Below are 23,245 nucleotides of genomic sequence, written 5' to 3'. Positions count from 1 at the left end.
CACCACTGACGTGCCCACGCCCGAGGGTGACCGGGTCGAGCAGGTCGACCTGCGGCTGGAGATGCAGCGCAGCTACCTCGACTACGCGATGAGCGTGATCGTGGGGCGGGCGCTGCCCGACATCCGCGACGGCCTCAAGCCGGTGCACCGCCGGATCCTGTACGCGATGTACGACGGCGGCTACCGCCCCGACTCGGCGTTCTCCAAGTGCGCGCGCGTCGTTGGCGACGTCATGGGGCACTACCACCCGCACGGCGACAGCGCGATCTACGACGCCCTCGTCCGGCTCGTGCAGCCGTGGTCGATGCGGTACCCGCTGGCGCTCGGCCAGGGCAACTTCGGCTCCCCCGGCAACGACCCGGCCGCGGCGCCGCGGTACACCGAGACCAAGATGGCCCCGCTCGCCATGGAGATGGTGCGGGACATCGAGAAGGACACCGTCGACTTCGGCGACAACTACGACGGGCACACGCAGGAGCCCGCCGTGCTGCCGGCGCGGTTCCCGAACCTCCTGGTCAACGGCTCCGCCGGCATCGCCGTCGGCATGGCGACGAACATCCCGCCGCACAACATGCGTGAGGTGGCCGACGCCGTCACCTGGTACCTCGACCACCCCGACGCCGGCCCCGAGGAGCTGCTGGCGAACGCCATGATGCGGATCAAGGGCCCCGACTTCCCGACGGGCGCGCTGATCCTCGGCACCCGCGGCATCGAGGACGCCTACCGCACCGGCCGCGGCTCGATCACGATGCGCGCGGTCGTCGAGGTCGAGGAGATCCAGGGCCGGCAGTGCCTGGTCGTGGGTGAGCTGCCCTACCAGGTCAACCCCGACAACCTGGCCGCCAAGATCGGCGAGCTGGTGCGTGACGGCCGGATCGCGGGCATCTCCGACATCCGTGACGAGACCTCCGGCCGCGCCGGCCAGCGCCTCGTGATCGTGCTGCGCCGCGACGCCGTCGCGAAGGTCGTGCTCAACAACCTCTACAAGCACACCCAGCTGCAGGACAACTTCAGCGCGAACATGCTCGCGCTGGTCGACAACGTCCCGCGGACGCTGAGCCTGGACGCCTTCATCCGGCACTGGGTGGAGCACCAGATCGACGTCGTCGTGCGCCGCACCCGCTTCCTCAAGCGGGAGGCCGAGAAGCGGATCCACATCCTCAACGCCCTCATCAAGGCGCTCGACGCGCTCGACGAGGTGATCGCGCTCATCCGTGCCTCGGCCAGCGCCGACGACGCACGCACCGGGCTGATGGAGCTGCTCGAGATCGACGAGGACCAGGCGAACGCCATCCTCGAGATGCAGCTGCGCCGTCTCGCGGCCCTGGAGCGGCAGCGGATCCTCGACAACCACGCGCAGCTCGAGCGAGAGATCGCCGAGTACGAGGAGATCCTCGCCTCGCCCACCCGGCAGCGCGAGGTCATCAAGACCGAGCTGGCCGCGATCGTCGACAAGTTCGGCGACGAGCGGCGCACCACGATCCTCCCCTACGACGGCGACATGAGCGTCGAGGACCTCATCCCCGAGGAGGACGTGGTCGTCACGATCACGCGCGGCGGGTACGCCAAGCGCACCCGCGTCGACGCCTACCGCGCCCAGCGGCGGGGCGGCAAGGGCGTGCGCGGTGCACAGCTGCGCGGCGACGACGTCGTCGACCACTTCCTCACGACGACGACCCACCACTGGCTGCTGTTCTTCACCAACCTCGGCCGCGTCTACCGGGCCAAGGGCTACGAGCTGCCCGAGGGCGGCCGTGACGCCAAGGGCCAGCACGTCGCGAACCTGCTCGCGTTCCAGCCGGACGAGCGGATCGCCCAGGTGCTCGCGATCCGCGACTACGGGCAGGCCGAGTACCTGGCGCTGGCGACCTCGCGCGGTCTGGTGAAGAAGACGCGGCTCGGCGAGTACGACTCCCCGCGCAGCGGCGGCCTCATCGCGATCAACCTGCGCGAGGACGACGACGGCGTGCCGGACGAGCTGGTCGCGGCGCGGCTGGTCAACGCCGACGACGACCTGCTGCTGGTCTCCCGCAAGGGCATGTCGCTGCGCTTCACCGCGACGGACGAGGCGCTGCGCCCGATGGGTCGGGCGACCTCCGGCGTCACGGGCATGAAGTTCCGCGACGACGACTCGCTGCTGAGCATGGACGTCGTCACCGACGGCGCGGACCTGTTCGTCGTGACCGAGGGTGGCTTCGCGAAGCGCACGAAGGTGAGCGAGTACCGGGTGCAGGGCCGCGGTGGTCTCGGCATCAAGGTCGCGCAGCTGGTCGAGGCGCGCGGCGACCTCGTCGGTGCGCTCATCACCCAGGAGACCGACGAGGTGCTCGTCATCATGGAGCGCGGCAAGATCGTGCGCTCGGCGGTCAACGAGGTGAACCTGACCGGACGCAGCACCCAGGGTGTGACGTTCGCCAAGCCCGACGAGGGTGACCGCATCATCGCCGTCGCTCGCAACGTCGAGTCCGCCGTCAACGGTGATTCCGCCGGTGAGGACGGCGCCGAGGCCGGTGCGGAGGCGACCGACGCGGCCGGCTCCGCTGCGACGGAGGGGGCCGACGCAGCCGCCGACTCGACGGCAGAGGGCGACGAGGGCGCGGGTGATGGCGTACCGTCGTCTGACGACACGGAGTCGACGGACGCCGATGGCTAGCACCCGACTGGTCACCGCTCGCCGGCCCGCCACCGTCGATCGACGTCACAAGGACCACGCATGAGCGAGAAGACCGTGAGCCCCGGCAGCTCGACGCTGCCGCCCTCGGTGCCCCCGCGTCAGGGCGGCGCCGGCGCGCCCCCCACCCGGGTGTCGGCCACTGGTCGGCAGCCTGCCGTGGAGCGCGGCGCGGAGGCGACGGCCGAGCGGACGGTCAAGCGCGACACCGCCCGGCCGGCCGAGAAGGCCGCCCCGAAGGCGAAGCCGCCGGGCCCGCGCCGCGTGCGGCTGGCGGTCTCGCGGGTCGACCCCTGGTCGGTCATGAAGCTCGCGTTCCTGCTGGCGATCGCGATGGGCATCGGTCTGGTGGTCGCCACCGCGACCGTCTGGTCGGTGCTCAACCAGATGGAGGTCTTCGCCGAGATCCGCAGCATCATCGAGCAGGCCGAGGCGATGAACCAGTTCGGCACGATCCTGGAGTACCTCGAGTTCTCCCGCGTGCTGTCGGTGGCGACGGTGATCGCCGTCGTCGACATCGTCCTCATCACGGCGCTCGCCACGCTCGGCGCGTTCGTCTACAACCTGGTCGCCGCCATGGTCGGCGGCCTGCACCTCACGCTGACCGACGACTGAGCGGCCGGTCTCAGGCCGAGCACGTCAGCGCGATCGTCACCACGTGGCGGTCGCGGCCGTCCGGGCGGGCGACGCTCGCCACGATCGTCCAGTCGTCGCCCTCGCCGGTGACGGTCGCCGCGCCGTCGGCGAGGTAGGTGCGGGCGAGGTCGGTCCAGACGACGTCGCGCACCCGTGGGCCGTCGGCGTGGCTGAGCTCGCCGCGGACCGAGGTGCGCTCGTCGGCGGCCGCGAACGACAGGGTGCCGCCCTCCCGGGTGCACAGGCCCGGTGCCTGCCAGGTCTGCGCGGCGTCGTCGACGACGAGCCGGACCGCGGCGTCGTGGAGGGCCGGGGTGGCCGCGGTCGCGTCGACGGCGGCCGGGGCGGCGGACGTGCAGGCGGATGTCGCGAGCAGGCACACGGCGGCGACCGCCGCGGCGGCTCCACGTCGCCTCATGCCTCACTCCCTTCCCGCGCACCAGGAGCACGGGGAGGGCCGCGTGATACAGGCCACCCGAGTTTGGGCGCGCGGGTCGGCTGGGGTATCCTCGGTCGGCGCCCAGGTTCGGGCGCACACACGTGTAGGGGCCTATAGCTCAGTCGGTTAGAGCGCTTCCCTGATAAGGAAGAGGTCGCTGGTTCGAGTCCAGCTAGGCCCACCGAGCGGTCCGGGCGAGGCCGCCGGATCGGGAGGCGTGCGATGAAGAAGGTCGTTCTCCTGGGCCTCGTCGTCGCAGGGGTCGTCACCGTCTACCGGGCGCTCGCCGATCAGCGCGAGCAGCGCGACCTCTGGACCGAGGTCACCGACCCGGTCTGACAACTCCACACGGGGCCATGGCGCAATTGGTAGCGCACCTGCTTTGCAAGCAGGGGGTTACGGGTTCGAGTCCCGTTGGCTCCACCACGGTCGTGACGTGCGGACCGGCACGACCCCTGCTCGACCTGATGCTCCCGCCGCCGGTGCCCCGCTCGGGATGGCAGCCTGCTCGTGCGCATGCCCGCGCGCGCTGATCGTCCGTCGCGGCGAGCGAGTCCGTCCGCCGCCGGGACGGACTAGCCCGCGGCCTCGGCCGCGGCCCGCGATGCCGGGCGGTCGGCGAGCTTCAGCCAGACGACGCCGGCGATGATCACCGCGAGCCACGCCGCCTTCGCGAGGGTGAGGTGCTCGTCGAAGAGCACCGGCCCCAGCACCGCGGCGCCTATGGCGCCGATACCGGCCCAGACGGCGTAGCCGATGCCGACGTCGATCGCCTTGAGCGCGACGCTGAGGAAGTAGAGGGTGCCGAGGAAGAAGACGACGGCGACGCCCGACCAGAGCGGCTGGGTGAAGCCGTTCGAGCCGTTGACGCTCAGGGCGTAGCCGACCTCGAAGCCGCCCGCGAGGAGCAGCATCAGCCAGGCGCGCCGGGTGGTCTCGGCCCGGGCCGGACGGGGGGTGGTGGTCGTGGTCATCAGGGGATCCTCTCGATCGTGCCGGGTCAGGCCGCGCCGGCCAGGTTGAGCCCCACGACGCCGGTGATGACGACGGCGACGCCGAGGAGCTTGCGCCAGGTGAGGCGCTGGGACAGGAAGAGCGCGCCGATGACGACGATGCCGACGCCGGCGAGCGAGGTCCACAGGGCGTAGCCGACGCCGACGTCGAAGGTCAGCAGCGCTCGGCTGAGGAAGACGGTCGCGACGGCGCCGCTCGCCAGGGTGGCAAGCGTCCATCCCAGGTGGGTGAAGCCGCGCGCTTTGCCCGCGGCGATGCCGACCGCGATCTCGAAGACGACGGCGACACCGAGGTAGAGCCAGCTCATTCGGGGGTGTTCCTCTCGTGATGGCGACGCCGGGTCGCCGATGGATGGCGGATCAGTACGTGTACATGCACCTATATGTCGAGCATGTGGCGTCGGTCCGCGAGGTGGCACCCGGTCAGCGCGGCGGCGCGACGAGCGCGGCGACCTCCTGCAGGGAGGCGCCGAGCGTGTCGACGTCGAGGTGCGGGACCACGGTGGCGGGGTCGGTCAGGATCGCGCGCAGCCGCTCCTCGTACGGTGCGCGCACCTCGCGGACGAGCGTCTCGCCCGCGTCGGTGACGACCGCGTACACGCCGCGGCCGTCGTCCTCGCAGAGGTCACGCCGGGCGAGCCCCTTGCTCTCCAACCGCGACACCAGCCGCGTCGTCGAGGTCGAGGTCAGCCCGACGGCGTGGGCCAGCTCCGCGATCCGCAGCTCCTTGGCCGGTGCCGCGACCAGCAGCCCGAGTGCCCGGTACTCGCTGAGACCGACGCGGTGGTGCTCGGCCAGCCAGCGGTCCAGGGCGCCGTCGACGGCAGCGGCCAACGTCGCGACCCGTGCCCAGGCGTCGCTGGTGCTCACGCTCGCCGTCGTTCGACTAGTTGTGTGCACATGCACAGACAGTAGACGAGAGGCGGCGAGCCGACAGCCCTCGTCAGTCCACTCGTGCGGGGAGGGCGCGCGCGGCGGCCACATCGGCGGTCGGGAGCTCCACCCGCACGACGAGACCACCGCCGTCGCGTGCCCGGATGCGAAGGCGGCCCCGGTGCGCGCGCGTGATCGTGCGGACGATCGCCAGCCCCAGGCCGACGCCGGCGTGATCGCCGCGCTGCTCCGCACGCACGCGCTCGCTGCCGCGCTGGAACGGTTCGACCAGTCGCGCGACCAGGTCGTCGGCGACCACCGGACCGGTGTTCTCCACGACCAGCTCCACGACCTCGCCGGCCCGCCGCGTGCTCACCTGTACCGTCCCGCCGGGGACGTTGTGGACGATCGCGTTCAGCACGAGGTTGGAGGCCAGCTGCACGAGCAGCGCCGGGGAGCCGAGCGTCGGCGCCGGGTCCCCGCCCGCGGCGACCTGCAGACCGCGCCGCTCCGCGAGCGGCAGCAGCTCCTCGAGCGCCTCCTCGGCGAGCAGCGACAGGTCGACCGGCTCCGGCACGAACGCCGCCTGCTCGGCACGGCTGAGCAGCAGCAGCGACTCCGTCAGCTCGATCGCCCTGGCGTTGATCTCGTGCAGCCGCGTCAGCAGCGCGTCGACGTCGCGGTCGGGGTCGGTGCGCGCGACCTCGATCATCGCCTGCATGGTCGCGAGCGGGGTGCGCAGCTCGTGCGAGGCATTGGCGGCGAAACGGCGCTGCTCGGCGACGTGCGCCTCCAGCCGCGCGAGCATCGTGTCGAAGGAGTCCGCCAGCTCGCGCAGCTCGTCCTGCCGGCCGGGCAGCGCGATCCTGTGGTCCAGCGCGCCCCGTGCCGCCAGCCGCGTCGCCCGCGTGATCCGGTCCAGCGGCGCCAGCATCCGCCCGGCCAGCCACCAGCCGCCGACCAGCGACCCGACCAGCAGGAAGATCATCGCGAGCCGGGCGCGCGGGACGAACGCGCGCTCGAGGTCGCCGCGGTTCGGGATGAACCCTCGCGGGGTCGTGAGCGGGCCGTCCGGCACGTAGCGCAGCAGGAACACCCACACGACCGCCAGCAGCAGGCCGCCCACCAGCACCGCGACCGCCGCGTAGCTGAGCGCCAGCTTGGCGCGGACGCTCAGCCCGGGCCTCCTACCCATCGCCGTCGCCGCCCGCGTCGATGCGGTAGCCGACGCCGGGCACGGTGGCGATCACCCACGGCTCACCGAGCCGCTTGCGCAGCGCAGAGACCGTGATGCGCACGGCGTTGGTGAACGGGTCGGCGTTCATGTCCCACGCCCGCTCGAGCAGCTCCTCGGAGCTGACGACGCCGCCCTCGGCCGCGAGCAGCACCTCCAGCACCGCGAACTGCTTGCGCGTCAGCGCGACGTAGCGACCGTCCCGGTACACCTCCCGCCGGAACGGGTCGAGCCGCACCCCGGCGAGCTCGCGGACGGGCGGTCGGCTGACGCCGCGCCGGCGGGCCAGGGCGCGCAGCCGCACCGCGAGCTCGCGCAGCTCGAAGGGTTTCGTCAGGTAGTCGTCGGCGCCGATCTCGAACCCGGTCACCTTGTCGTCCAGGCGGTCGGCCGCCGTCAGCATGAGGATCGGCACCCCGCTGCCCGAGGCGACGATCGACCGCGCGACGTCGTCCCCCGACGGCCCCGGGATGTCGCGGTCGAGGACGGCGACGTCGTAGGCGTGCACGTCGAGCAGCTCCAGGGCGGTGTCCCCGTCCTCGGCGACGTCGGCCGCGATCGCCTGCAGACGCAGCCCGTCCCGGATCGCCTGCGCCAGGTAGGGCTCGTCCTCCACGATCAGCACCCGCACGCCGTCGATGCTACGAGCCAGGCATATCGCGAGCGTATGCATCTGCGCATACGCCCCTGCAACAGGGCCGTCGGTTGACTGCCCGGCATGACCACACGCACCCGCACGCGCGACCGCCGGATCACCGTGTTGCTGCTGGCCGTGCTCGGCACGGCCGGCGTGGCGCTCTCGCTCACCCTCCTTCCCGGATGGCCCGCGAGCGACGGGGCCGAGCCGCCGTGGCAGCCCGCGGACTCCGGCGCCGTCGCGCCGGTGGACACCCAGTCGCGCGACGACGTACCGGTCGCGGAGGGGACCGACGGCCGGCCCACCGACGCGGACTCTCGCCATGCCGACGGCGTCCTGCCCGACGGGACGAGCGTCGATGACGACCACCTGCCCGGTGTCGCGAACCTCGACCCCGCGCTGCTGGCGGCGCTGCGGGAGGCCGCTGCCGATGCTGCAGCCGGGGGCGTCGTGATCCAGGTGACGAGCGGCTGGCGATCCCCTGCGTACCAGGCGGCGCTGCTCGCCGAGGCGGTCGCCGAGCACGGGTCGACGACCGAGGCGCAGCGGTGGGTCGCGACCCCGCAGACCTCGTCGCACGTGTCGGGCGACGCCGTCGACATCGGCCCCTACGACGCGATGAGCTGGATGCAGCAGCACGGCCCCCGCTACGGGTTGTGCCAGGTCTACGCCAACGAGCCATGGCACTACGAGCTGGTCGCCGACGCCGCGCACACCGGCTGCCCTGCGCTGCTCGCCGACGCGAGCGCCTCCCGGTGACGTCCGGTGACGTGGTCGCCGGGCCTCAGGGGCGCAGCAGCGTCTTGCCGAGCGCCTCGCGGGACCCGATCGCCGCGTGCGCGGCCGCAGCCTCGGCGAGGGGGAAGACCTGCCCGACCGTGACCCGCAGGCGGCCCTCGGCGGCGAGTCGCAGCGCCTCGTCGGTGGCGCGGTGCAGCTCCTCGGGCGTCCCGATCGCCGCCAGCGGGACGACGGTCACCCCCGCCGCGGCCGCCCGGTCCGCCTCGATCGTGGTCCAGCGACCGGCCGCGGCGCCGTGCTGCACGTAGCGGCCGCCGCTGCGCACGGCCGGCAGCAGGAGGTCCGGGAGGTCACCGCTGACGCCGTCGAAGACGACGTCGACCCCCTCCGGCGCCGCGCGCCGCACCTGCTCGACCCAGCCGGGCGCGCGGTAGTCGACGACGACGTCGGCACCGAGCGAGCGGGCGTGCTCACGCTTGCGGGCGTCACCCGCGAGCCCGATGACACGCGCACCGGTGGCGACGAGCAGCTGCACGAGCAGGCCGCCGACACCGCCCGCCGCCGCGGTGACGACGACGGTCTCCCCCGCCCGGACCGCCGCGGCGCGGTGCAGCGCGATCGCGGTGCGGCCGTCGGCGAGCAGCGCGACCGCGGTGTCGGAGGCGAGGCCCGTGGGCACCTCGTGGAGGTCCTCGACGCGCGCGACCGCGTGGGTGGCGTAGCCGCCCGAGCCGCCCGTGGTCGTGACGACCCGGTGCCCCACCAGGTCGGCCGCGACGCCGTCACCGACGGCGTCGACCGTGCCGGCGACGCCGTTGCCGAGCACGACCGGGAACGTCGCCGGCGGCGCCACCGCGCTGCCGGCGCGGATCAGTGTGTCGACGAAGGTGATCGCTGCGACCTCGGTGACCACGCGGACCTGACCGGCACCCGGCTCGGGGTCGGGCCGCGCCTCGTACCGCAGCACCTCGGGCCCACCGGGTCGTTCAGCGACGACGACGTGCATGGCACCCAGGATGCCCGATCCCCGTGGCCGTTCCCGCGGTGAGCGCGCGCAGGTCACGGTCCGGACGGACCGGTCAGTCGAGCTCGAGCGCCTCCATCGCGACGATCGTGTCGTCCTCGCTGGTGACGAGCAGGAGCGAGGTGGGCACGCCGCCGACCGAGCTGAGGATGCCGAACCGGCCGTCGAGCGCGACCACCTCGAACGTGTGGTGGCCGGCGCCCGCGTGGTACCGCGACGCCCCGGACGCGACCTGCTCCGCACCCCGGACGACGCGGATGCCGGCGGGACCCTGGTCGATGCGCAGCTCGACGTCGGGGTGCAGCACGCCGAGGAGCGCCTCGAAGTCGCCGCCGCGCGCCGCCGCGAGGAAGGCCTCGACGACGGCGCGCCGCCGGCGCAGGGTGTGCGCCGAAGGGGCGTCCGGGTCGCCGCCGCGCAGCCGCTCGCGCGCGCGGCTCGCGAGCTTTCGGGCTGCCACGGGTGACCGGTCGAGGACCTCGGCGATCTCGGGGAACGGCATGCCGAAGACGTCGTGCAGCACGTAGGCGAGGCGCTCGTCGGGAGGCAGCTGGTCGATGACCAGCATGAGCGCGTACCCGACCCGGTCCGCCGCCTCCGCGTGGGCGGCGGGACCCGGTGTCGTCGCCTCGACGTCGACCTGGTCGGCGAGCGGGTCCTCCCGACGGCGAGCGCGCGTCCGCAGCTGGTCGAGACAGATCCGGCTGACGACGCGCGTCAGCCACGCGCGCAGGTCGGACACGTCCGCCGCCGCCCGGTCGAGCCGCAGCCACGCCTCCTGCACCGCATCCTCGGCGTCGGCGTGCGAGCCGAGCATCCGGTAGGCGACCGCGGTCAGGTAGCGGCGGTGCTCGTCGAAGGCCGCGGCCAGCGCGTCCGCGGTCCGCTCGCTCATCGTGCCCCGACCCTAGCGAGCACGACCGACCCTCCCCAGGACGCCGTCCGGGTCGTAGCTCGCGCGGATCTCGGCGAGCCGTCGCTGCGTGGCGGCGGAGTGGGTCGCAGCCATCGCCTCGGGCGAGGTGTCGTCGAGGAAGTTCCGGTAGCTCCCCTGCACGTGCGGAGCCAGCCGGCTCCACACCCCGTCGACCCCCGCCAGGACGCCGTCGAAGGCGGCCGCCGGGCCGCCCGCGAACGTCGTCACCATCAGCTCGGCGTCGCGGTGGGAGTAGGCGGTCGCGTCGGCGGGGACGTCCGCGACCGCACCACCGAGCGCGTGCAGCACGATCGCCGCGGGCTGCGGCGAGGCGGCGAGCGCCGCGACCTCCGCCACGGCGTCGTCGGCGCGGTGCGGCGCGACGAAACCGCTGCGGACCGTCAGCCGCAGACCGGGCGGCAGTGCGGCGCCGGGCTCGAGGATGTCGACGTACGGGCGCTCGGCGACGCCGTCGGACAGCAGCGTGCCGAGCCGACGCAGCGGCTCGACCGCCGTGGCGCCCTCGGCGCCGAGCGCGGCCACCGTGATCTCGACAGGTGCGTCGACACCGCCCGCGAACGGGTTGGCGAGCCGGACCGTGGAGCTCAGGGCACGAGGCGCGTGGCGCATGTGCGTCGCCCAGCCGGCGAGGACCTCGGCCGCCTCAGCCGCCCGGAAGGTCAGCGTGCCGAAGGTGAGCGTGGTCACCGGTGCCGCCGCCAGCTCGACCTCGGTGACGACGGCGGTGCCGCCCCCGCCGCCACGCAGCGCCCAGAACAGGTCGGGGCGCTCCTCGGCCGACGCGGTGACGAGGTCACCCGCCGCGGTGACGACCTGCGCCGACACCAGCCGGTCGAGCGCCAGCCCGTGCGCGCGCACCATCCAGCCGATGCCGCCCGAGAGCAGCAGCCCGCCGACGCCGACCGAGGCGGTGTCGCCCGAGGAGATCGCCAGACCGTGCGGTGCGAGCGCCTGCGCGACCGCGCCCCAGGTGGCGCCGCCACCGACGACGACACGGTCGCTGCCGACGAGACGGACGCCGTCGAGCGCGGCGAGGTCGATGACGAGACCGTCGTCGACGGTGCCGAGCCGGGCGAAGGAGTGGCCGCCGCCGCGCACGGCGACCGGGCGTCCGTCGGCGGCGGCGGCACGGACCGCGCGCCGGACGTCGTCGACGTCCCGCGGCCGGAGCACGACGGCGGGGCGGGAGTCGCCGAGCGGGGTGCGGGCGGCCTCGGGGTAGTCGGGCGAGTCGGGTGTGATGACGGCGCCCCGGACGCCGTCGAACGTCTCGTGGGTGGTGAGCATGTGTCTCCTCAGGGTTCGCCACGTGATGGGTCATGGAGGAGACGACGCAGGTGCCACGAGTGTGACCGCGACCGGCCGGCCGAGCCGGCCGCCTCGGGTCGTGCCGGCCTCAGGCGGGTCGTGTCGCCCTGCCGTCGAGCCAGAGCGTGTCGGAGTCGTCGCGGTGGCTGCCCGTCGAGCCGACGTGCTTGGTCCCGATGCCCGGCCCCTTGTTGATGACTGGACCATCGCCATGCCGTGACCCCGGCCCAGCTGGTACTCGTCCTTGAGCCACGCGAGGATCATCCTGGAGCAGGTGCTCGAGGTGTTCGTGGAGAACGGCTACGTCGGCACGACGACCGACCAGCTCGCTGCCGCCGCGTCGGCGTCGAAGCAGACGTTCTACAAGGAGTTCGGCGACAAGGAGGGCGTGTTCACCGCGCTCATCGCCTACGCCTGCGACCGCGTGGACGACCCGTTCGTCCCGCTCGTCGAGCGGATGGAGACCGTCGAGACGGCGGAGCAGGGCGTCGAGCTGCTCGCGGCGCAGATGCTCCGCTCGATCATGACGCCCTACGTGCAGCAGCTGCGTCGCCTCGTCATCGCCGAGGCGGTGCGCTTCCCGCAGCTCGGCCGGATGTTCTGGGAGAACGGCTTCCAGCGGCTGCTCGGCTCGATCACCCGGTGCCTGGAGGTGCTGGGCCGGCGTCGTCTGCTCGCCGTCGAGGACCCCCGGGTGGCGGCCCACCACCTCTCGGGGCTGCTGCTGTGGATCCCGGGCAACCGGTCGATGCTGCTCGCGGGCGAGCTGCCGGACGAGGCGGAGGCGGCCGAGATCGTCGCGGCGGGGACGGCGGCGTTCCTGCGCGCCTACCGTCCCGACGGCACCTGACGACGGCGGCTCAGAGCCGGCGCGCCACCGCCGCGGCCGCCCGCAGCCACGCGCGCCGGGTCGCGGGGGCGAGTGCGTCGTAGCGCAGCACGTTCTCGACCATCGCCCGGTCGTAGGGGATCGTGACGACCTCCGAGACCCAGCCCTCGAAGCCGCGCGCGATCTCCGCCGCCGACGGGTTGACGTCCTTCTCGCGCGCCTGCGACACGACGACGACGGCCCGCTGGGCGAGGTCCGCGGACCGACCGCCGCGCCGCGTCAGCGCCTCCAGCAGCAGCGCCCCGGCCTCGGCGTGCTCGGGCTTGGCGATCGTCGGCACCACCAGCTGGTCGGCCTTGTCGATCATCCGCAGCCAGTGCGAGGCGGACTCGTCGTTGCCGGAGTCGACGAAGATCAGCCGGTAGTAGCGGCCCAGCACGTCGTGGATGGCGTCGACGTCCTCGCCGCTGATGCGCTGCTCCGAGGACAGCAGGTTCGGGTTGGACCGCAGCACGTCGTACTTGTCCGCGGCCTGGTGGTGCACGAAGTGGCTGATGTCGCCGGCCCGCGCGCCCGGGTCGAGCAGCTCGGCCGTGCGCGGGATGAGGTCGAGCACGGTGGCGTCGTGCTTGCCCTGCTCGGTGCGCCACCCCAGCGTGCCGCGGGTCTCGTTGTTGTCCCACGCGATCGTCGCGGCGCCGGAGTAGCGGGCGAACGTCGCCGACAGCAGCGCCGTCGTCGGGGTCTTGCCCGCACCGCCCTTGCCGTTGACGACGGCGATCGTGCGCACGCCGGGCCAGTGCTGGGAGACGGCGTGGACGTCGGCGCGCTCGGCGCGCTCGGCCTCCGACGGCTGCACCCGCACGCCCACGCGGGCGAGCATGCCGCGGAGCCCGGTCGACGCGGGAGCCTCGGTCTGCTCGGCCTTGAGGAAGGACTCGCGCATCTGGCGACGCGTCATGGTGGCGCTCGGGTCGGCCGGCCAGCCCTCGGCGGGCTGCGCGGGGCCGGCGGGCGCGGGGGCGCCCGGGGGCTGCTGCGGCCAGCCGCCGGGCTGCTGCAGCTGCCGCGCCTGCCGACCAGCGCCCCATCCGGGTCGGGGGTCGTGGCCCGCGGGCGGGCTGCTCGACCACCCGCCGGAGACGGGGTGGGCCGGAACCGGGGCGGGGTCGGCTGCCGGCTGCGGGACCGTGGCCGGCGGGGCCTGCACCGGCGCCGCCGCGGTCGCCGGGACGGTCTCGGCGACCGGCGCGGGACCTGCTGCGGCAGGTGCCTCGCGCTGGCCGGGTGGTCCCCACGCGCTGGCCGGATCGGCGACCCGCGTCGGGTCCGGCGTGCCGGGCCCCGGCGCGCTCGGGGTCGGCGTGCCGGGACCTGTGGTGCTCGGCTCGACGGCGGGAGTGCTGGGGGCGTCGGGCTCGCCGTCGACGGGCTCGCCCCGGTGCCCGCCCGGCGGGATCGTGTCGTGGTCGGGCTCGCTCGTGAACGTCTCTCCGAGACTGCCGTCGGGGTTGACGACGAGGACGAACTGGCCCTCCGGGTCGTCGACGACCACGTGGATCGGGACGCCCAGCGGGCGGGCCCGGTGGGCGAGGTAGCTGACGACGCTCGCGCGCGCCTGCTCGACCGTCGGTGCCCCGAGCTCCTGCGTCCGTCCCTGGATCGTGATCTCGGCGCTGCCGTCGCCGCGGATCGTCGCGAGCGCGTACGGCTGCTCGGCCGGTTCTGTCATGGTGTCGTCCCCCTCGATGCCCCCGACAGGCGGGCGCACGCCTTCCGTCCGGCCCCCATAGTGGCAGCCGGTGACCTCTTGCGGTGTCCGCGAGGGGGTGGAACTCTGCCCATATGTGCCGCAACATCCGACCGCTCCACAACTTCGAGCCGCACGCCACGCGGGAGGAGGTGCACGACGCCGCGCTGCAGTACGTGCGCAAGATCAGCGGCATGACCAAGCCCTCGCAGGCGAACGCCGCCGTCTTCGAGCGCGCGGTCGCCGAGATCGCGCACGCGACCGAGCACCTGCTCGCCGACCTCGTGACGACGGCGCCGCCGAAGGACCGCGAGGTCGAGCGCGCCAAGGCCCGCGCCCGCAACGCCAAGCGGTTCGGAGAGAACGCCGCCCGCGCCGCCGCCTCCTGACGTCCGCGGCCCGAGCCGCGGCGGACACCCGTCGCTCGATCGGCGCCGGGGTGCGCAACCGGCTGTCGCCCGCCGAGCGACGGACTCCCGCCGCCCGCTGGTGGCGCTACTGCAGCTGGTCCTCGACCAGCTCGAGCGCGACGACCGTCGACGGCGACCGGATGCCGTCCACCACCTGGTAGACCTCGATCTGGGTACCGACGTCGAAGATCGGGTCGTTGCTCTCGAAGACCCAGCCCTCGCCGTCGATCACGTCACTGATCTCGAAGGCGCCGTCGGGGGTACGGACGACGACGGTGGCTCCCCATTGGCAGGAGCCCTGGGCCGTGACCGCTCCCTCGTTCGTGATCTGGGCCCACGCGACCCCGGGTGCGGCTGGCGCCGTCGGCAGCGCCTGTCCCTCGCTCGGCCCTGACACGATTCCGTCGGCGGCCGTCTGCACGGCGACGACCGGCTGCCCGGCGAGCTCGATCCCGTCGACGAGCGCCTCCCAGTACCCCTGCTCCGCGTCGCCCTCCGGAGGGCCGACCTCCGCCGTCGCGACGACGGTCCCGCCTGCGCCCGTGGTGACGGTGACCGTCGCCCCCGGCTCGCCGGTGCCGGACACCCAGACCTCGCTCCGCGGGACCTCGCCCGCGGGCACCTCCACAGGACGCACCTCCACCTGCAGCGTCGGCGGTGCGAGCCGGTAGCCCGGGAGGGTGGCGGTGGTCGCCGCCGAGGTGACGCCGCCGACGGTCTGCACGACCTCGATCGCCTGGCCGCTCCAGGGCCGCAGCGCGAGCACGATCTGCCACGCGCCGGTGTCGTCGGCGACCGCGGTCCCGAGGACCTGGCCCGGGAGCGTCGCGTCGCGCGGGGGCACCAGCCGCTCACCGGCACCGGGCCCGCCCGGGCCGGCCGTCCGGACCGTCACCGCCGCCCCCGGCACCGCACCGTCCCCGCTCAGCAGGACGTTGCCGTCGTCGTCCTGCTCGCCCATCGTGAGCGACGGCGCGGCCACGTCGTCGGGGTCGTCGCCCGGGTCGGTCGGGTCGGTCGGGTCGGTCGGGTCGGCGGGATCGGTCGTCGGATCGTCCGGGTCGGTGCTCGCGTCGTCGGTGGGATCGCTCGTGTCGTCCGTCCCGGGCGCGGCGCCCGGTGCGCTCGGGGGAGCCGGCGCCGTCGGCGGCGTCGGGGCCAGCGGCGGCACAGAGGCGGGCTCGGCGGAGTCCTCGGCCGTGTCGTCGCCGACGGTCTCGTCGGCCGTGTCGTCGCTGTCGGCGGAGTCGTCGGAGTCGTCGGGGTCCGACGTCGCACCCGACCCGGTGCTCGTGCCGATGGTCTGCGCCGACTGCGTGCCCGCGTCGGCGTCGGGCGGCGGCGCCCACGGGTTGGCGACCGCCACCACGACAGCGACCGCGACCACCGTCGCTGCTGCGCCGGCGCTGAGGCCTCGGGGACCGAGCCGGCCCACCCACCTCGTGAGGCCGAGCGCGCCGCCGCCGAGCGCCGCCCCACCCCCGACCGCGACCCCCGACCAGAGCACGACCGGGAGCAGCAGCACCCGCAGCTCGAGCGCCGCCGAGCCGACCTCGGCCAGCAGCAACGGGCAGTGGTCGCACCCGTCGAGGTGCTCGCGCACCTGCGCGGTGCGGCGTTCGCTCAGCTTCTCCTGCGCGTAGCGGCCGAGGTCGGACACGAACGGCCGACACTCCTGCGGCACCAGGCCCTCGTTGACGTGGGCGTCCAGCCACGCCGTGCGCAGACCCTCGCGGGCGCGGTAGCTGAGCGCGGCCGCGGCGTTGGGGCTCATGTTCCAGCGCTCGGCCAGCTCGGCAGGCTCGACGCCCTCGACCTCGCCCAGCCACAGGGCTTCCTGCCACCGCGTCGGCAACGACTTGAACGCCTTGGTCAGCAGGTGCCAGCGCAACCGCGACTCCGGCTGCGCGCTGTCGCGGGTGTCCTCGCCGGAGACGGTCTCCAGGTCCTCGACCGCGATCGTGGGGTCGGCACGCGTCCACCCGGCGATGACGTGTCGCACCGTGGTGGCGAGGTAGGCGCGGAACTCGGTCTGCGGGCCACCGCCCTGCTGGGTCGCGTGCAGGATCCGCAGGAACGCCTCCTGCACCGCGTCCTCGGCGAGCTGGCTGCGCGAGGAGTAGCTGTGCGCGGCGCGCGTCGCCGCACGGTGATGCCTGCGGTAGAGCGCCTCGAACGCCTCGCCGTCGCCGTCGCGCGCGCGCGTCAGCAACGCGTGGTCCGGCGTTCCGACCGGAACGGCCATCCTCTGTACTCCCAGTCCCCTCGTGGCGTGTCGCCGCCTGTCCCCCCGGAATGGTACGTCAGCAAGAAAGTGACGCAGATCACATCCGGTCTCGCGTCATGACCCCGCCTCGGGAGCGTCTCTCCACCGTCACGCCGCCACCAGGGGAGCACGTGAGCGCTCGACACGTCGAGCGGTCGCTGCAGGGCGCGGCGGACGGGCTCGCCGGGGAGCGGGTGTGGCGGGGTCGGGCCCGCCACACCTGCACCGGTGGCCGGTGGGCCGCCCGGGAATGGCTGCTCGGGGCGGGTCGGTGAGGGGACCGACCCGCCCCGGGCCTCACATCCGGTCGGGGGCGGCGATGCCGAGGAGGTCGAGCGCCTGCGCGACCGTTCGGCGCGTCAGGTCGACCAGCGCGAGCCGGCGCTGCCGCACCGCGCCCTCGGCGGCGAGCACGGGGCACGCCTCGTAGAAGTCGGTGAACGTGCGCGCGGTGTCGTAGAGATAGGTCGCGAGCTTGTGCGGCTCGTAGGTCGCCAGCACGTCGGCGAGCACCTCGCCGAACGCGTCGAGGGTGAGCACGAGCGCCCGCTCCTGCGGCGTCAGCGGCTCGGCCAGCGCGTCGGGCACCTGCGTCGGCACCTCGAGCCCGCGGTCGGTCGCCTTCCGCAGGATCGACACCATCCGGGTGTGCGCGTACTGCAGGTAGACGCCGGTGTTGCCGGTGAACGCGACCATCCGCTCGGGGTCGAACACGTAGTCCTTGACCCGGTTGCCGGAGAGGTCGGCGTACTTGACCGCCCCGATGCCGGCCTGCTCGGCGATCCGCTCCAGCTCGGCCTCGTCGATCGTCTCGCCGCGCGCCTCGGCGCCCTCGCGGACGACCGCGGCGGCCGCCTCGACGGCGTCGTCCAGCAGCTCGGCGAGCCGCACCGTGTCGCCCGCGCGGGTCTTGAACGGCTTGCCGTCGGGGCCCAGCACCGAGCCGAACGGCACGTGCACGGCCTGCACGTCGTCGGTCAGCCATCCCGCCCGGCGCGCGGCCTCGAAGACCTGCCGGAAGTGCATCGCCTGGGGCGCGCCAACGACGTAGAGGATGCGGTCCGCGTGCAGGTCGCGCACCCGGTGGCGGATCGTCGCCATGTCGGTGGTGCCGTAGCCGTAGCCGCCGTCCGACTTGCGGATGATGAGGGCGGCAGGCTCGCCGTCACGGCCTGTGATCTCCTCCGACAGCACCACGAGCGCGCCGTCGCTGAGCACCGCGACGCCGCTGCGCTCGAGCTCGTCCGCGACCGAGCCGAGCACGGCGTTGTAGGTCGACTCGCCCGCCGAGTCCGCCGAGGAGATCTTCACGCCCAGCCGACGGTAGACGGCGTCGAACGCGTACTCCGACTCGGTGACGATGTCCTTCCAGACCCGCAGCGTGTCCTCGTCGCCGGACTGCAGCGCGACGACGCGCCGGCGGGCCCGGTCGGCGAAGGCCGGGTCGTTGTCGAACTCCTTGCGGGCCTTGCGGTAGAGGTCGTCGAGCGCGGAGACCGCCGACGGTGCACCGTCGTCCTGGGCGCCCTCGAGGTCGGCGTGACGCCACGGCTCGTCGGGGTGCTCGTCGATGTAGGTGATGAGCATCCCGAACTGGGTGCCCCAGTCGCCGAGGTGGTTCTGCCGCACGACGTCGCCGCCGAGGAACTCCAGCACCCGCACCAGCGCGTCGCCGATGATCGTCGAGCGCAGGTGGCCGACGTGCATCTCCTTGGCGATGTTCGGTGCGGAGTAGTCGATGACCGTGCGCACGCCCTGCTCGGAGGCGGGCACGCCGAGCCGGTCGTCGGCCAGCCGGGCCTCGACCTGCCGCCACAGCGCGCCGTCGGCGAGCGTGAGGTTGACGAAGCCGGGGCCCGAGATCTCGGTGCCGGCGACGAGGTCCGCGCTCTCGCCGCTCGTCTCGAGCGCGCGGACGAGCGCGGCGGCCACCTCGCGCGGCGGCGCGCCCACGCGCTTGGCGAGCGCCAGCGCGCCGTTGGCCTGCAGGTCGGCGTGGTCGCTGGGGCGGATCAGCGGGTCGGCCGCGCCCGCGTCGGGGTAGGCCGTGGCGATCGCGTGACCGAGCGCGGTACCGAGCTGCTCGGCGAGGGAGGTGACGGGCGCAGACACGTCGAGCATTGTCCCACCATGCACGGGTGGGTCCGCCCGGCCGCTGCCGTGGCCCTGACCCGTCGGGGCCGGCCCCGCACGCGCGAGGGCCCCCGGACGCGGTGCGTGCGGGGGCCCTCGGTGAGCGTGCGGTCAGCGGGAGGAGCTGTCGCCCTCCGCCTCGTCCTGGGCGTCGTCGGCCTTGTCCTTGACGGCCTCGGCAGCGTTCTCGACGGCGTCCTTCGCCTTCTCGGCGGCCTCGCCGGCCTTCTCCTTGGCGGAGTCGGCGGCGGCCGCGACCGAGGCGGCGGCGTCGCTCGCGGCCTGCTTGGCCTTGTCGACGACGGACTCGTTGGTGGTGCCGCTGGTGACGACGGCGTCGTCCCAGTACTCCTCGGCCCACGGGTCGTCGACCGGCTGCGTGCGGCGCCAGATCAGCACGCCCGCACCGGCGACGGCGCTGCCGACCAGCACCCAGCCGAGGGTCTTGCCGAGCTTGCTGCCGCCCTTGGCGGCCGCCTCCTGCTTCTTGGCCGCCTTCTCGGCGGCGACGAGCGCGGCGGAGGCCTTGGTGTGCAGGCCGTCGGCGCCGCCCTTGGCGGCCTTGGCGGCCTCCTCCATCGCGGCGATGACCCGCGGGATGACGTCCTCGACGATCTTCTCGTGCGCGACGTCGACGGCGTCACGGCTCTTGCCGGCGGCCTCCACGACGCGCGGTGCGGCGGCCTCGACGCTCTTCTTCCAGGCGGTCTCGACACGGGGGGCGGCCCACTCGATGGCGGCCTCGACCCGCGGTGTCGCCCAGTCCTTGCCCTGGTCAGCGAGCGACTTCGCGATCTTGCCCGCCTCGTGCGCGGCGTCCTGGGCGGTCTCGCGGAGCTGGTCCGCGGAGATCTTGTCCTTGCGAGCCATGTCTCTCCCCACGCTCTGAACCCGCGGGGCTCCGCGGGTTGTAGGTCTTTGGCCCAGCCTATGTCGTCGTGCTGGCCGACGCACACGGCGAGGGTCCCCTCCGGCGGGAAAAGGTCGCCGTCGGGCGGTGACCTGCGACGACGTCGGCCGACGCCCTGCGCGAACAGCGTCCGCGGGCGTGCGGGCGCGGGGGCGCGCAGTGCGAGGATGTCGGCATGGACGCGATCTTCCACACGAGCGCCGGCGACATCGTCGTCGAGCTGCTGCCCAACCACGCCCCCAAGACGGTCAAGAACTTCACCGAGCTCGCGACCGGCGCGCGCACGTGGACGCACCCCGCCACCGGCGAGACCACCGAGGCCCCGCTGTACAACGGCACGATCTTCCACCGCGTGATCCCGAACTTCATGATCCAGGGCGGCGACCCGCTCGGCACCGGCACCGGCGGCCCCGGCTACCAGTTCGACGACGAGATCCACCCCGAGCTGCACTTCCGCGAGCCCTACGTGCTCGCGATGGCGAACGCCGGCAAGGTCATGGGTCGCGGCACCAACGGGTCGCAGTTCTTCATCACGACGGCGCCGACCACCTGGCTGCAGGGCAAGCACACGATCTTCGGCAAGGTGAAGGACCCGGCGAGCACCGCCGTCGTCGACGCGATCGGCTCCGTGCCGACCGGTCGCAACGACCGCCCGCTGGAGGACGTCGTCATCGAGTCGATCGAGATCGTCGACTGAGAGCCGTGCACCGATGACGTCCTACCCTGCTGCGCCGCCGCCGGGTCAGCCCGGCGGGTCCTCGCCCTACGACGGGTCCCAGCCGACGCCGCCCGGCGGCCAGGGCTGGGCCGGAGCCTGGCAGGGACCGCCCGCGCCGCGGCAGGGTGGGCCCGTCGGTGGCGGAGCACCGGTGTGCCCGCGCCACCCCGACCGGGTCAGCTACGTCACCTGCCAGCGCTGCGGTCGGCCGGCGTGCCCCGAGTGCCAGCGCCCGGCGTCGGTAGGGGTGCACTGCGTCGACTGCGTGCGCGAGGCGCAGCGCTCGACCCGACCGCGCGTCACGGTGTTCGGCGCGAAGACGCGTCCCGGTGCCCGCCCGGTCGTCACGATCACCCTGATCGCGCTGTGCGTGCTGATGTTCGCCCTCGAGGCGTTCGGCGGCCTGCCGATCTACACGACCTTCGCCTACAGCCCCGCCGCGGGGCGTGTCGAGCCGTACCGGATGCTGACGGCGGCGTTCCTGCACGCCGGCATGCTGCACCTCGCGATGAACATGATCGCGCTGTGGTTCACCGGCCCGTTCCTCGAGCAGGCGCTCGGCCGGGTGCGGTTCGTCGCGCTGTACCTCGTGAGCGCGTTCGGCGCCTCGGTGGCGGTGCTGTGGCTGACGCCGCTGGAGGAGTTCACGCGCGGCGTCGTCGGCGCCTCCGGCGCGGTGTTCGGTCTCTTCGGCGCGGTGGCGGTCGTGCTCGCCCGTCTGAAGATGCGCAACACCCAGATCTTCGGCGTCATCGGCATCAACCTGGTGCTGACGTTCGTGATCCCCAACATCTCGTGGCAGGGGCACCTGGGCGGTCTGGTCACCGGCGCGCTGATCGCCGCCGTCTACGCCTACCTGCCGAAGAGGGCGCAGACGTGGGGCGCCGTCGCCGCGATCGGCGGCCTGGTGGCGCTGCTCGCGCTGGCCACCGTCACGCGCTACACGCTGCTCTGACGGGCCCGGCGAGGCCGCCCTCGGCCGTCCACAGGCCTGTTCACACATGTGGAATTACACCCGTGTAGTTCTCCACAGGTGTGTGCACACCTGGGGACAGCCGTGCGCGTGCCAGAGTGAGCCGGCGCCGGGTCGTGCCGGGCGGGAGGGTGGGCGATGAGCGTGCTGGTGGGGACCGCGCAGGCGGTGCTCGAGGTGCCCGTCGGCACCCCGATGTCCGGGTACGCCGCCCGCACCGGGCCGAGCACCGGCGTCGCCGACCCGGTGACCGTCCGTGCGCTCGTCCTCGACCGGGCCGCGCTCGTCACCGTGGACGTGTGCGGGCTGCACGAGCGCACGGTCGAGCTCGTCGCCGCCCGGTTGCCCGACGGTGTGGAGACCCCGGTCCTCGCCGCGACCCACACCCACGCCGGCCCGTGCGTGACGTTCGAGCGCCTGGGCAGCCACGACGAGGGCGTGCACGAGCGCCTCGTCGAGACCGTGGTCGACGTCGTGCACCGGGCTGCGGCGGACCGCCGCGCGTGCACCGTGCACCACGGCGTCACGCCACCGCTGGGTGTCGCGAGCAACCGGCGTCACCCGACCCGCGCGGACGACCCGCCCGCCTCCTTCCTCCGGTTCGACGACGGCGGGCGCACCCACGCGTGGCTCGTCGCGTTCCCGTGCCACCCGGTGGTGCTCGACGCGGGCAACCGGCTCGTCTCGGGCGACTTCCCCGCGCATGTGCGACAGCACCTGGAGGCCGCGACGCCGGGCGCGCTCTGCCTCGCCGCCACCGGCGCGGGAGGCGACATGAACCCCGGTCGGCACGGCGCCGAGGCGTCGTTCGAGGCGGACACCACCGGGCTGCGCACGGTCGCGGAGGCACGGCGCGTCGGGTCCGTGATCGCCCAGGCGGTGCTCGCGGCACCCACGCGGGAGGTGGCCGCGGCATCGGTGAGCGTCGCCGTCGAGCCGGTCGAGCTCCCGATCGACCGGACGGGTCCTGATCAGGCGCGCCGCGAGCTCGCCGGGTGGCGGGCCGAGCTCGCGCGCGGCGTCTCGCGCGAGCGCGCCGCGCTGCTCGAGACCTGGGCCGCGTGGGCCGAGCAGCTGCTCGCGACCGAGCACGATGAGCTGCCGGACGTCTGGCGCGGCTCGGTCACCGCCGTCGGGCTGGGGCCGGTCGCGCTGGTCGCGCTGCCCGGTGAGCCGTTCCTGGCGACGGCGGATCGCATCGAGCGCGCGGCGGGTCACCAGCGCCCGGTGCTCGTGCTCGGGTACGCCAACGGCTGCCCCGGCTACGTGCCGCCGGCCGAGGAGTACCCGCACGGCGGCTACGAGGTCGTCGACGCGCACCGCTACTACGCGATGCCGGGTCCGTTCGCGGCGGGTGGCGCGGAGCGGCTCGAGGCCGCCGCGGCGCGGGCGCTCGCCGGGCTGCGGGCCTGACGCGCCGCCGCCGGGGTCCGCAGGTCAGCGGCTCAGCGCCAGCGCATCAGCATGACGAAGCCGACCATCATCACCGAGAACCCGATCGCGAGGTTCCAGGCGCGGATGTTCGGGATCGGGTAGCTCCAGTCGCTGATGTAGGTGACGACCACCCAGATCAGACCGATGATGAGCAGCGCGACGCAGACCGGCGCGTACCAGGGCTTGCTCAGCGCCGGCTGCGACGAGGCGGGCGGCGGCGTGTACGCGGGCTTCTTGCGGCGCCGGGACGCGGACTCGGGCATCGGGCTGGACTCCTTCGCGGTGGTGCGGCCCGAGCACGACGTCGGC

At 73.8% G+C, this 23,245-nt stretch carries 23 protein-coding genes, 2 tRNA genes and 1 pseudogene; 11 read left to right on the top strand and 15 right to left on the bottom strand.

What is annotated here, in order from left to right; genetic code table 11:
- The first annotated feature begins 61 nt into the window (after positions 1–61).
- A complete protein-coding gene (gene gyrA / locus GPA02_RS05200; protein ID WP_204986509.1) occupies positions 62–2,653 on the top strand; it encodes a DNA gyrase subunit A in 2,592 nt (863 codons plus the stop codon).
- A gap of 60 nt (positions 2,654–2,713) precedes the next feature.
- A complete protein-coding gene (locus GPA02_RS05195) occupies positions 2,714–3,286 on the top strand; it encodes a DUF3566 domain-containing protein (protein ID WP_193567836.1) in 573 nt (190 codons plus the stop codon).
- A 10-nt stretch (positions 3,287–3,296) separates the two neighbouring features.
- Here the strand turns inward: GPA02_RS05195 and GPA02_RS05190 are convergent, their stop codons facing one another.
- Positions 3,297–3,725 carry a lipoprotein LpqH gene (locus tag GPA02_RS05190; protein ID WP_156198839.1) on the bottom strand — a complete coding sequence of 143 codons (429 nt, stop codon included), beginning with the start codon at positions 3,723–3,725 and terminating at the stop codon, positions 3,297–3,299.
- A gap of 128 nt (positions 3,726–3,853) precedes the next feature.
- Between GPA02_RS05190 and GPA02_RS05185 the strand changes: the two genes are divergently transcribed.
- The 3 genes from GPA02_RS05185 to GPA02_RS05180 all read left to right on the top strand — a co-directional run bounded on the left by GPA02_RS05185 (position 3,854) and on the right by GPA02_RS05180 (position 4,172).
- A tRNA-Ile gene (locus GPA02_RS05185) sits at positions 3,854–3,927 on the top strand.
- Between the two features lie 41 nt (positions 3,928–3,968).
- Positions 3,969–4,085, top strand: coding sequence for a DLW-39 family protein (locus GPA02_RS19240; protein ID WP_240133891.1), 117 nt, complete (start codon positions 3,969–3,971; stop codon positions 4,083–4,085).
- An 11-nt stretch (positions 4,086–4,096) separates the two neighbouring features.
- Positions 4,097–4,172: transfer RNA gene (locus tag GPA02_RS05180), tRNA-Ala, on the top strand.
- A 149-nt stretch (positions 4,173–4,321) separates the two neighbouring features.
- Here GPA02_RS05180 and GPA02_RS05175 read toward each other — a convergent pair.
- The 5 genes from GPA02_RS05175 to GPA02_RS05155 all read right to left on the bottom strand — a co-directional run bounded on the left by GPA02_RS05175 (position 4,322) and on the right by GPA02_RS05155 (position 7,497).
- On the bottom strand, positions 4,322–4,720 hold the full coding sequence (locus GPA02_RS05175) for a DMT family transporter (protein ID WP_156198838.1): 399 nt from the start codon (positions 4,718–4,720) through the stop codon (positions 4,322–4,324).
- Between the two features lie 26 nt (positions 4,721–4,746).
- Positions 4,747–5,067, bottom strand: a complete 321-nt coding sequence (locus GPA02_RS05170; RefSeq protein WP_156198837.1) for a DMT family transporter — start codon at positions 5,065–5,067, stop codon at positions 4,747–4,749.
- A 115-nt stretch (positions 5,068–5,182) separates the two neighbouring features.
- Positions 5,183–5,629, bottom strand: coding sequence for a MarR family winged helix-turn-helix transcriptional regulator (locus tag GPA02_RS05165; protein ID WP_240133890.1), 447 nt, complete (start codon positions 5,627–5,629; stop codon positions 5,183–5,185).
- Positions 5,630–5,702: 73 nt separating this feature from the next.
- Positions 5,703–6,827 carry a sensor histidine kinase gene (locus GPA02_RS05160; RefSeq protein WP_156198835.1) on the bottom strand — a complete coding sequence of 375 codons (1,125 nt, stop codon included), beginning with the start codon at positions 6,825–6,827 and terminating at the stop codon, positions 5,703–5,705.
- Entirely contained in the window at positions 6,820–7,497 is a 678-nt protein-coding gene (locus GPA02_RS05155; RefSeq protein ID WP_156198834.1) for a response regulator transcription factor, read from the bottom strand. Before GPA02_RS05155 ends, GPA02_RS05160 begins: the two co-directional genes overlap by 8 nt.
- A gap of 87 nt (positions 7,498–7,584) precedes the next feature.
- On the opposite strand from GPA02_RS05155, the gene GPA02_RS05150 reads away from it, so the two are divergent.
- On the top strand, positions 7,585–8,262 hold the full coding sequence (locus GPA02_RS05150; protein WP_156198833.1) for a D-alanyl-D-alanine carboxypeptidase family protein: 678 nt from the start codon (positions 7,585–7,587) through the stop codon (positions 8,260–8,262).
- 25 nt (positions 8,263–8,287) lie between these two features.
- On the opposite strand, the gene GPA02_RS05145 is transcribed toward GPA02_RS05150, so the two are convergent.
- From GPA02_RS05145 to GPA02_RS05130, 4 genes and pseudogenes are all read right to left on the bottom strand, one after another.
- Positions 8,288–9,250 carry a zinc-binding dehydrogenase gene (locus GPA02_RS05145; protein ID WP_156198832.1) on the bottom strand — a complete coding sequence of 321 codons (963 nt, stop codon included), beginning with the start codon at positions 9,248–9,250 and terminating at the stop codon, positions 8,288–8,290.
- A 73-nt stretch (positions 9,251–9,323) separates the two neighbouring features.
- Positions 9,324–10,163 (bottom strand): sigma-70 family RNA polymerase sigma factor, encoded by an 840-nt coding sequence (locus GPA02_RS05140; protein ID WP_156198831.1) that lies wholly within the window; start codon positions 10,161–10,163, stop codon positions 9,324–9,326.
- Between the two features lie 12 nt (positions 10,164–10,175).
- Positions 10,176–11,492 (bottom strand): FAD-binding oxidoreductase, encoded by a 1,317-nt coding sequence (locus GPA02_RS05135; RefSeq protein ID WP_156198830.1) that lies wholly within the window; start codon positions 11,490–11,492, stop codon positions 10,176–10,178.
- Positions 11,493–11,601: 109 nt separating this feature from the next.
- Positions 11,602–11,774, bottom strand: a pseudogene (locus GPA02_RS05130) (DUF4287 domain-containing protein); the annotation flags it as partial.
- 13 nt (positions 11,775–11,787) lie between these two features.
- On the opposite strand from GPA02_RS05130, the gene GPA02_RS05125 reads away from it, so the two are divergent.
- Positions 11,788–12,363, top strand: coding sequence for a TetR/AcrR family transcriptional regulator (locus tag GPA02_RS05125; protein ID WP_338027506.1), 576 nt, complete (start codon positions 11,788–11,790; stop codon positions 12,361–12,363).
- A gap of 10 nt (positions 12,364–12,373) precedes the next feature.
- On the opposite strand, the gene GPA02_RS05120 is transcribed toward GPA02_RS05125, so the two are convergent.
- Positions 12,374–14,074, bottom strand: coding sequence for an AAA family ATPase (locus tag GPA02_RS05120; protein WP_156198828.1), 1,701 nt, complete (start codon positions 14,072–14,074; stop codon positions 12,374–12,376).
- Between the two features lie 113 nt (positions 14,075–14,187).
- Between GPA02_RS05120 and GPA02_RS05115 the strand changes: the two genes are divergently transcribed.
- Positions 14,188–14,481: a DUF2277 domain-containing protein gene (locus GPA02_RS05115; RefSeq protein WP_156198827.1), complete on the top strand. Its 294-nt coding sequence runs from the start codon at positions 14,188–14,190 to the stop codon at positions 14,479–14,481.
- Positions 14,482–14,587: 106 nt separating this feature from the next.
- On the opposite strand, the gene GPA02_RS05110 is transcribed toward GPA02_RS05115, so the two are convergent.
- The 3 genes from GPA02_RS05110 to GPA02_RS05100 all read right to left on the bottom strand — a co-directional run bounded on the left by GPA02_RS05110 (position 14,588) and on the right by GPA02_RS05100 (position 19,771).
- The gene (locus GPA02_RS05110; protein WP_156198826.1) at positions 14,588–16,747 is read right to left on the bottom strand and encodes a sigma-70 family RNA polymerase sigma factor; all 2,160 of its coding nucleotides are present in this window, start codon (positions 16,745–16,747) and stop codon (positions 14,588–14,590) included.
- A 318-nt stretch (positions 16,748–17,065) separates the two neighbouring features.
- Complete coding sequence (gene argS, locus GPA02_RS05105; protein WP_156198825.1) at positions 17,066–18,889, bottom strand: arginine--tRNA ligase; 1,824 nt, start codon at positions 18,887–18,889, stop codon at positions 17,066–17,068.
- 123 nt (positions 18,890–19,012) lie between these two features.
- Entirely contained in the window at positions 19,013–19,771 is a 759-nt protein-coding gene (locus GPA02_RS05100; protein ID WP_156198824.1) for a hypothetical protein, read from the bottom strand.
- A 215-nt stretch (positions 19,772–19,986) separates the two neighbouring features.
- Here GPA02_RS05100 and GPA02_RS05095 point away from each other — a divergent pair, with 215 nt between their 5' ends.
- From GPA02_RS05095 to GPA02_RS05085, 3 genes are all read left to right on the top strand, one after another.
- Positions 19,987–20,508, top strand: a complete 522-nt coding sequence (locus tag GPA02_RS05095; protein ID WP_156198823.1) for a peptidylprolyl isomerase — start codon at positions 19,987–19,989, stop codon at positions 20,506–20,508.
- 286 nt (positions 20,509–20,794) lie between these two features.
- Positions 20,795–21,484 carry a rhomboid family intramembrane serine protease gene (locus tag GPA02_RS05090; protein WP_240133889.1) on the top strand — a complete coding sequence of 230 codons (690 nt, stop codon included), beginning with the start codon at positions 20,795–20,797 and terminating at the stop codon, positions 21,482–21,484.
- Positions 21,485–21,640: 156 nt separating this feature from the next.
- Complete coding sequence (locus GPA02_RS05085) at positions 21,641–22,915, top strand: alkaline ceramidase (protein ID WP_156198821.1); 1,275 nt, start codon at positions 21,641–21,643, stop codon at positions 22,913–22,915.
- A 32-nt stretch (positions 22,916–22,947) separates the two neighbouring features.
- On the opposite strand, the gene GPA02_RS05080 is transcribed toward GPA02_RS05085, so the two are convergent.
- Positions 22,948–23,199: a cell division protein CrgA gene (locus tag GPA02_RS05080; RefSeq protein ID WP_156198820.1), complete on the bottom strand. Its 252-nt coding sequence runs from the start codon at positions 23,197–23,199 to the stop codon at positions 22,948–22,950.
- Between the last annotated feature and the right edge of the window lie 46 nt (positions 23,200–23,245).

The organism is Actinotalea caeni (assembly GCF_009733795.1).
Lineage (GTDB): Bacteria > Actinomycetota > Actinomycetes > Actinomycetales > Beutenbergiaceae > Pseudactinotalea > Pseudactinotalea caeni.
Note: the sequence above shows the minus strand (reverse complement) of the source record. Positions and strands in the feature narration are given on the sequence as shown.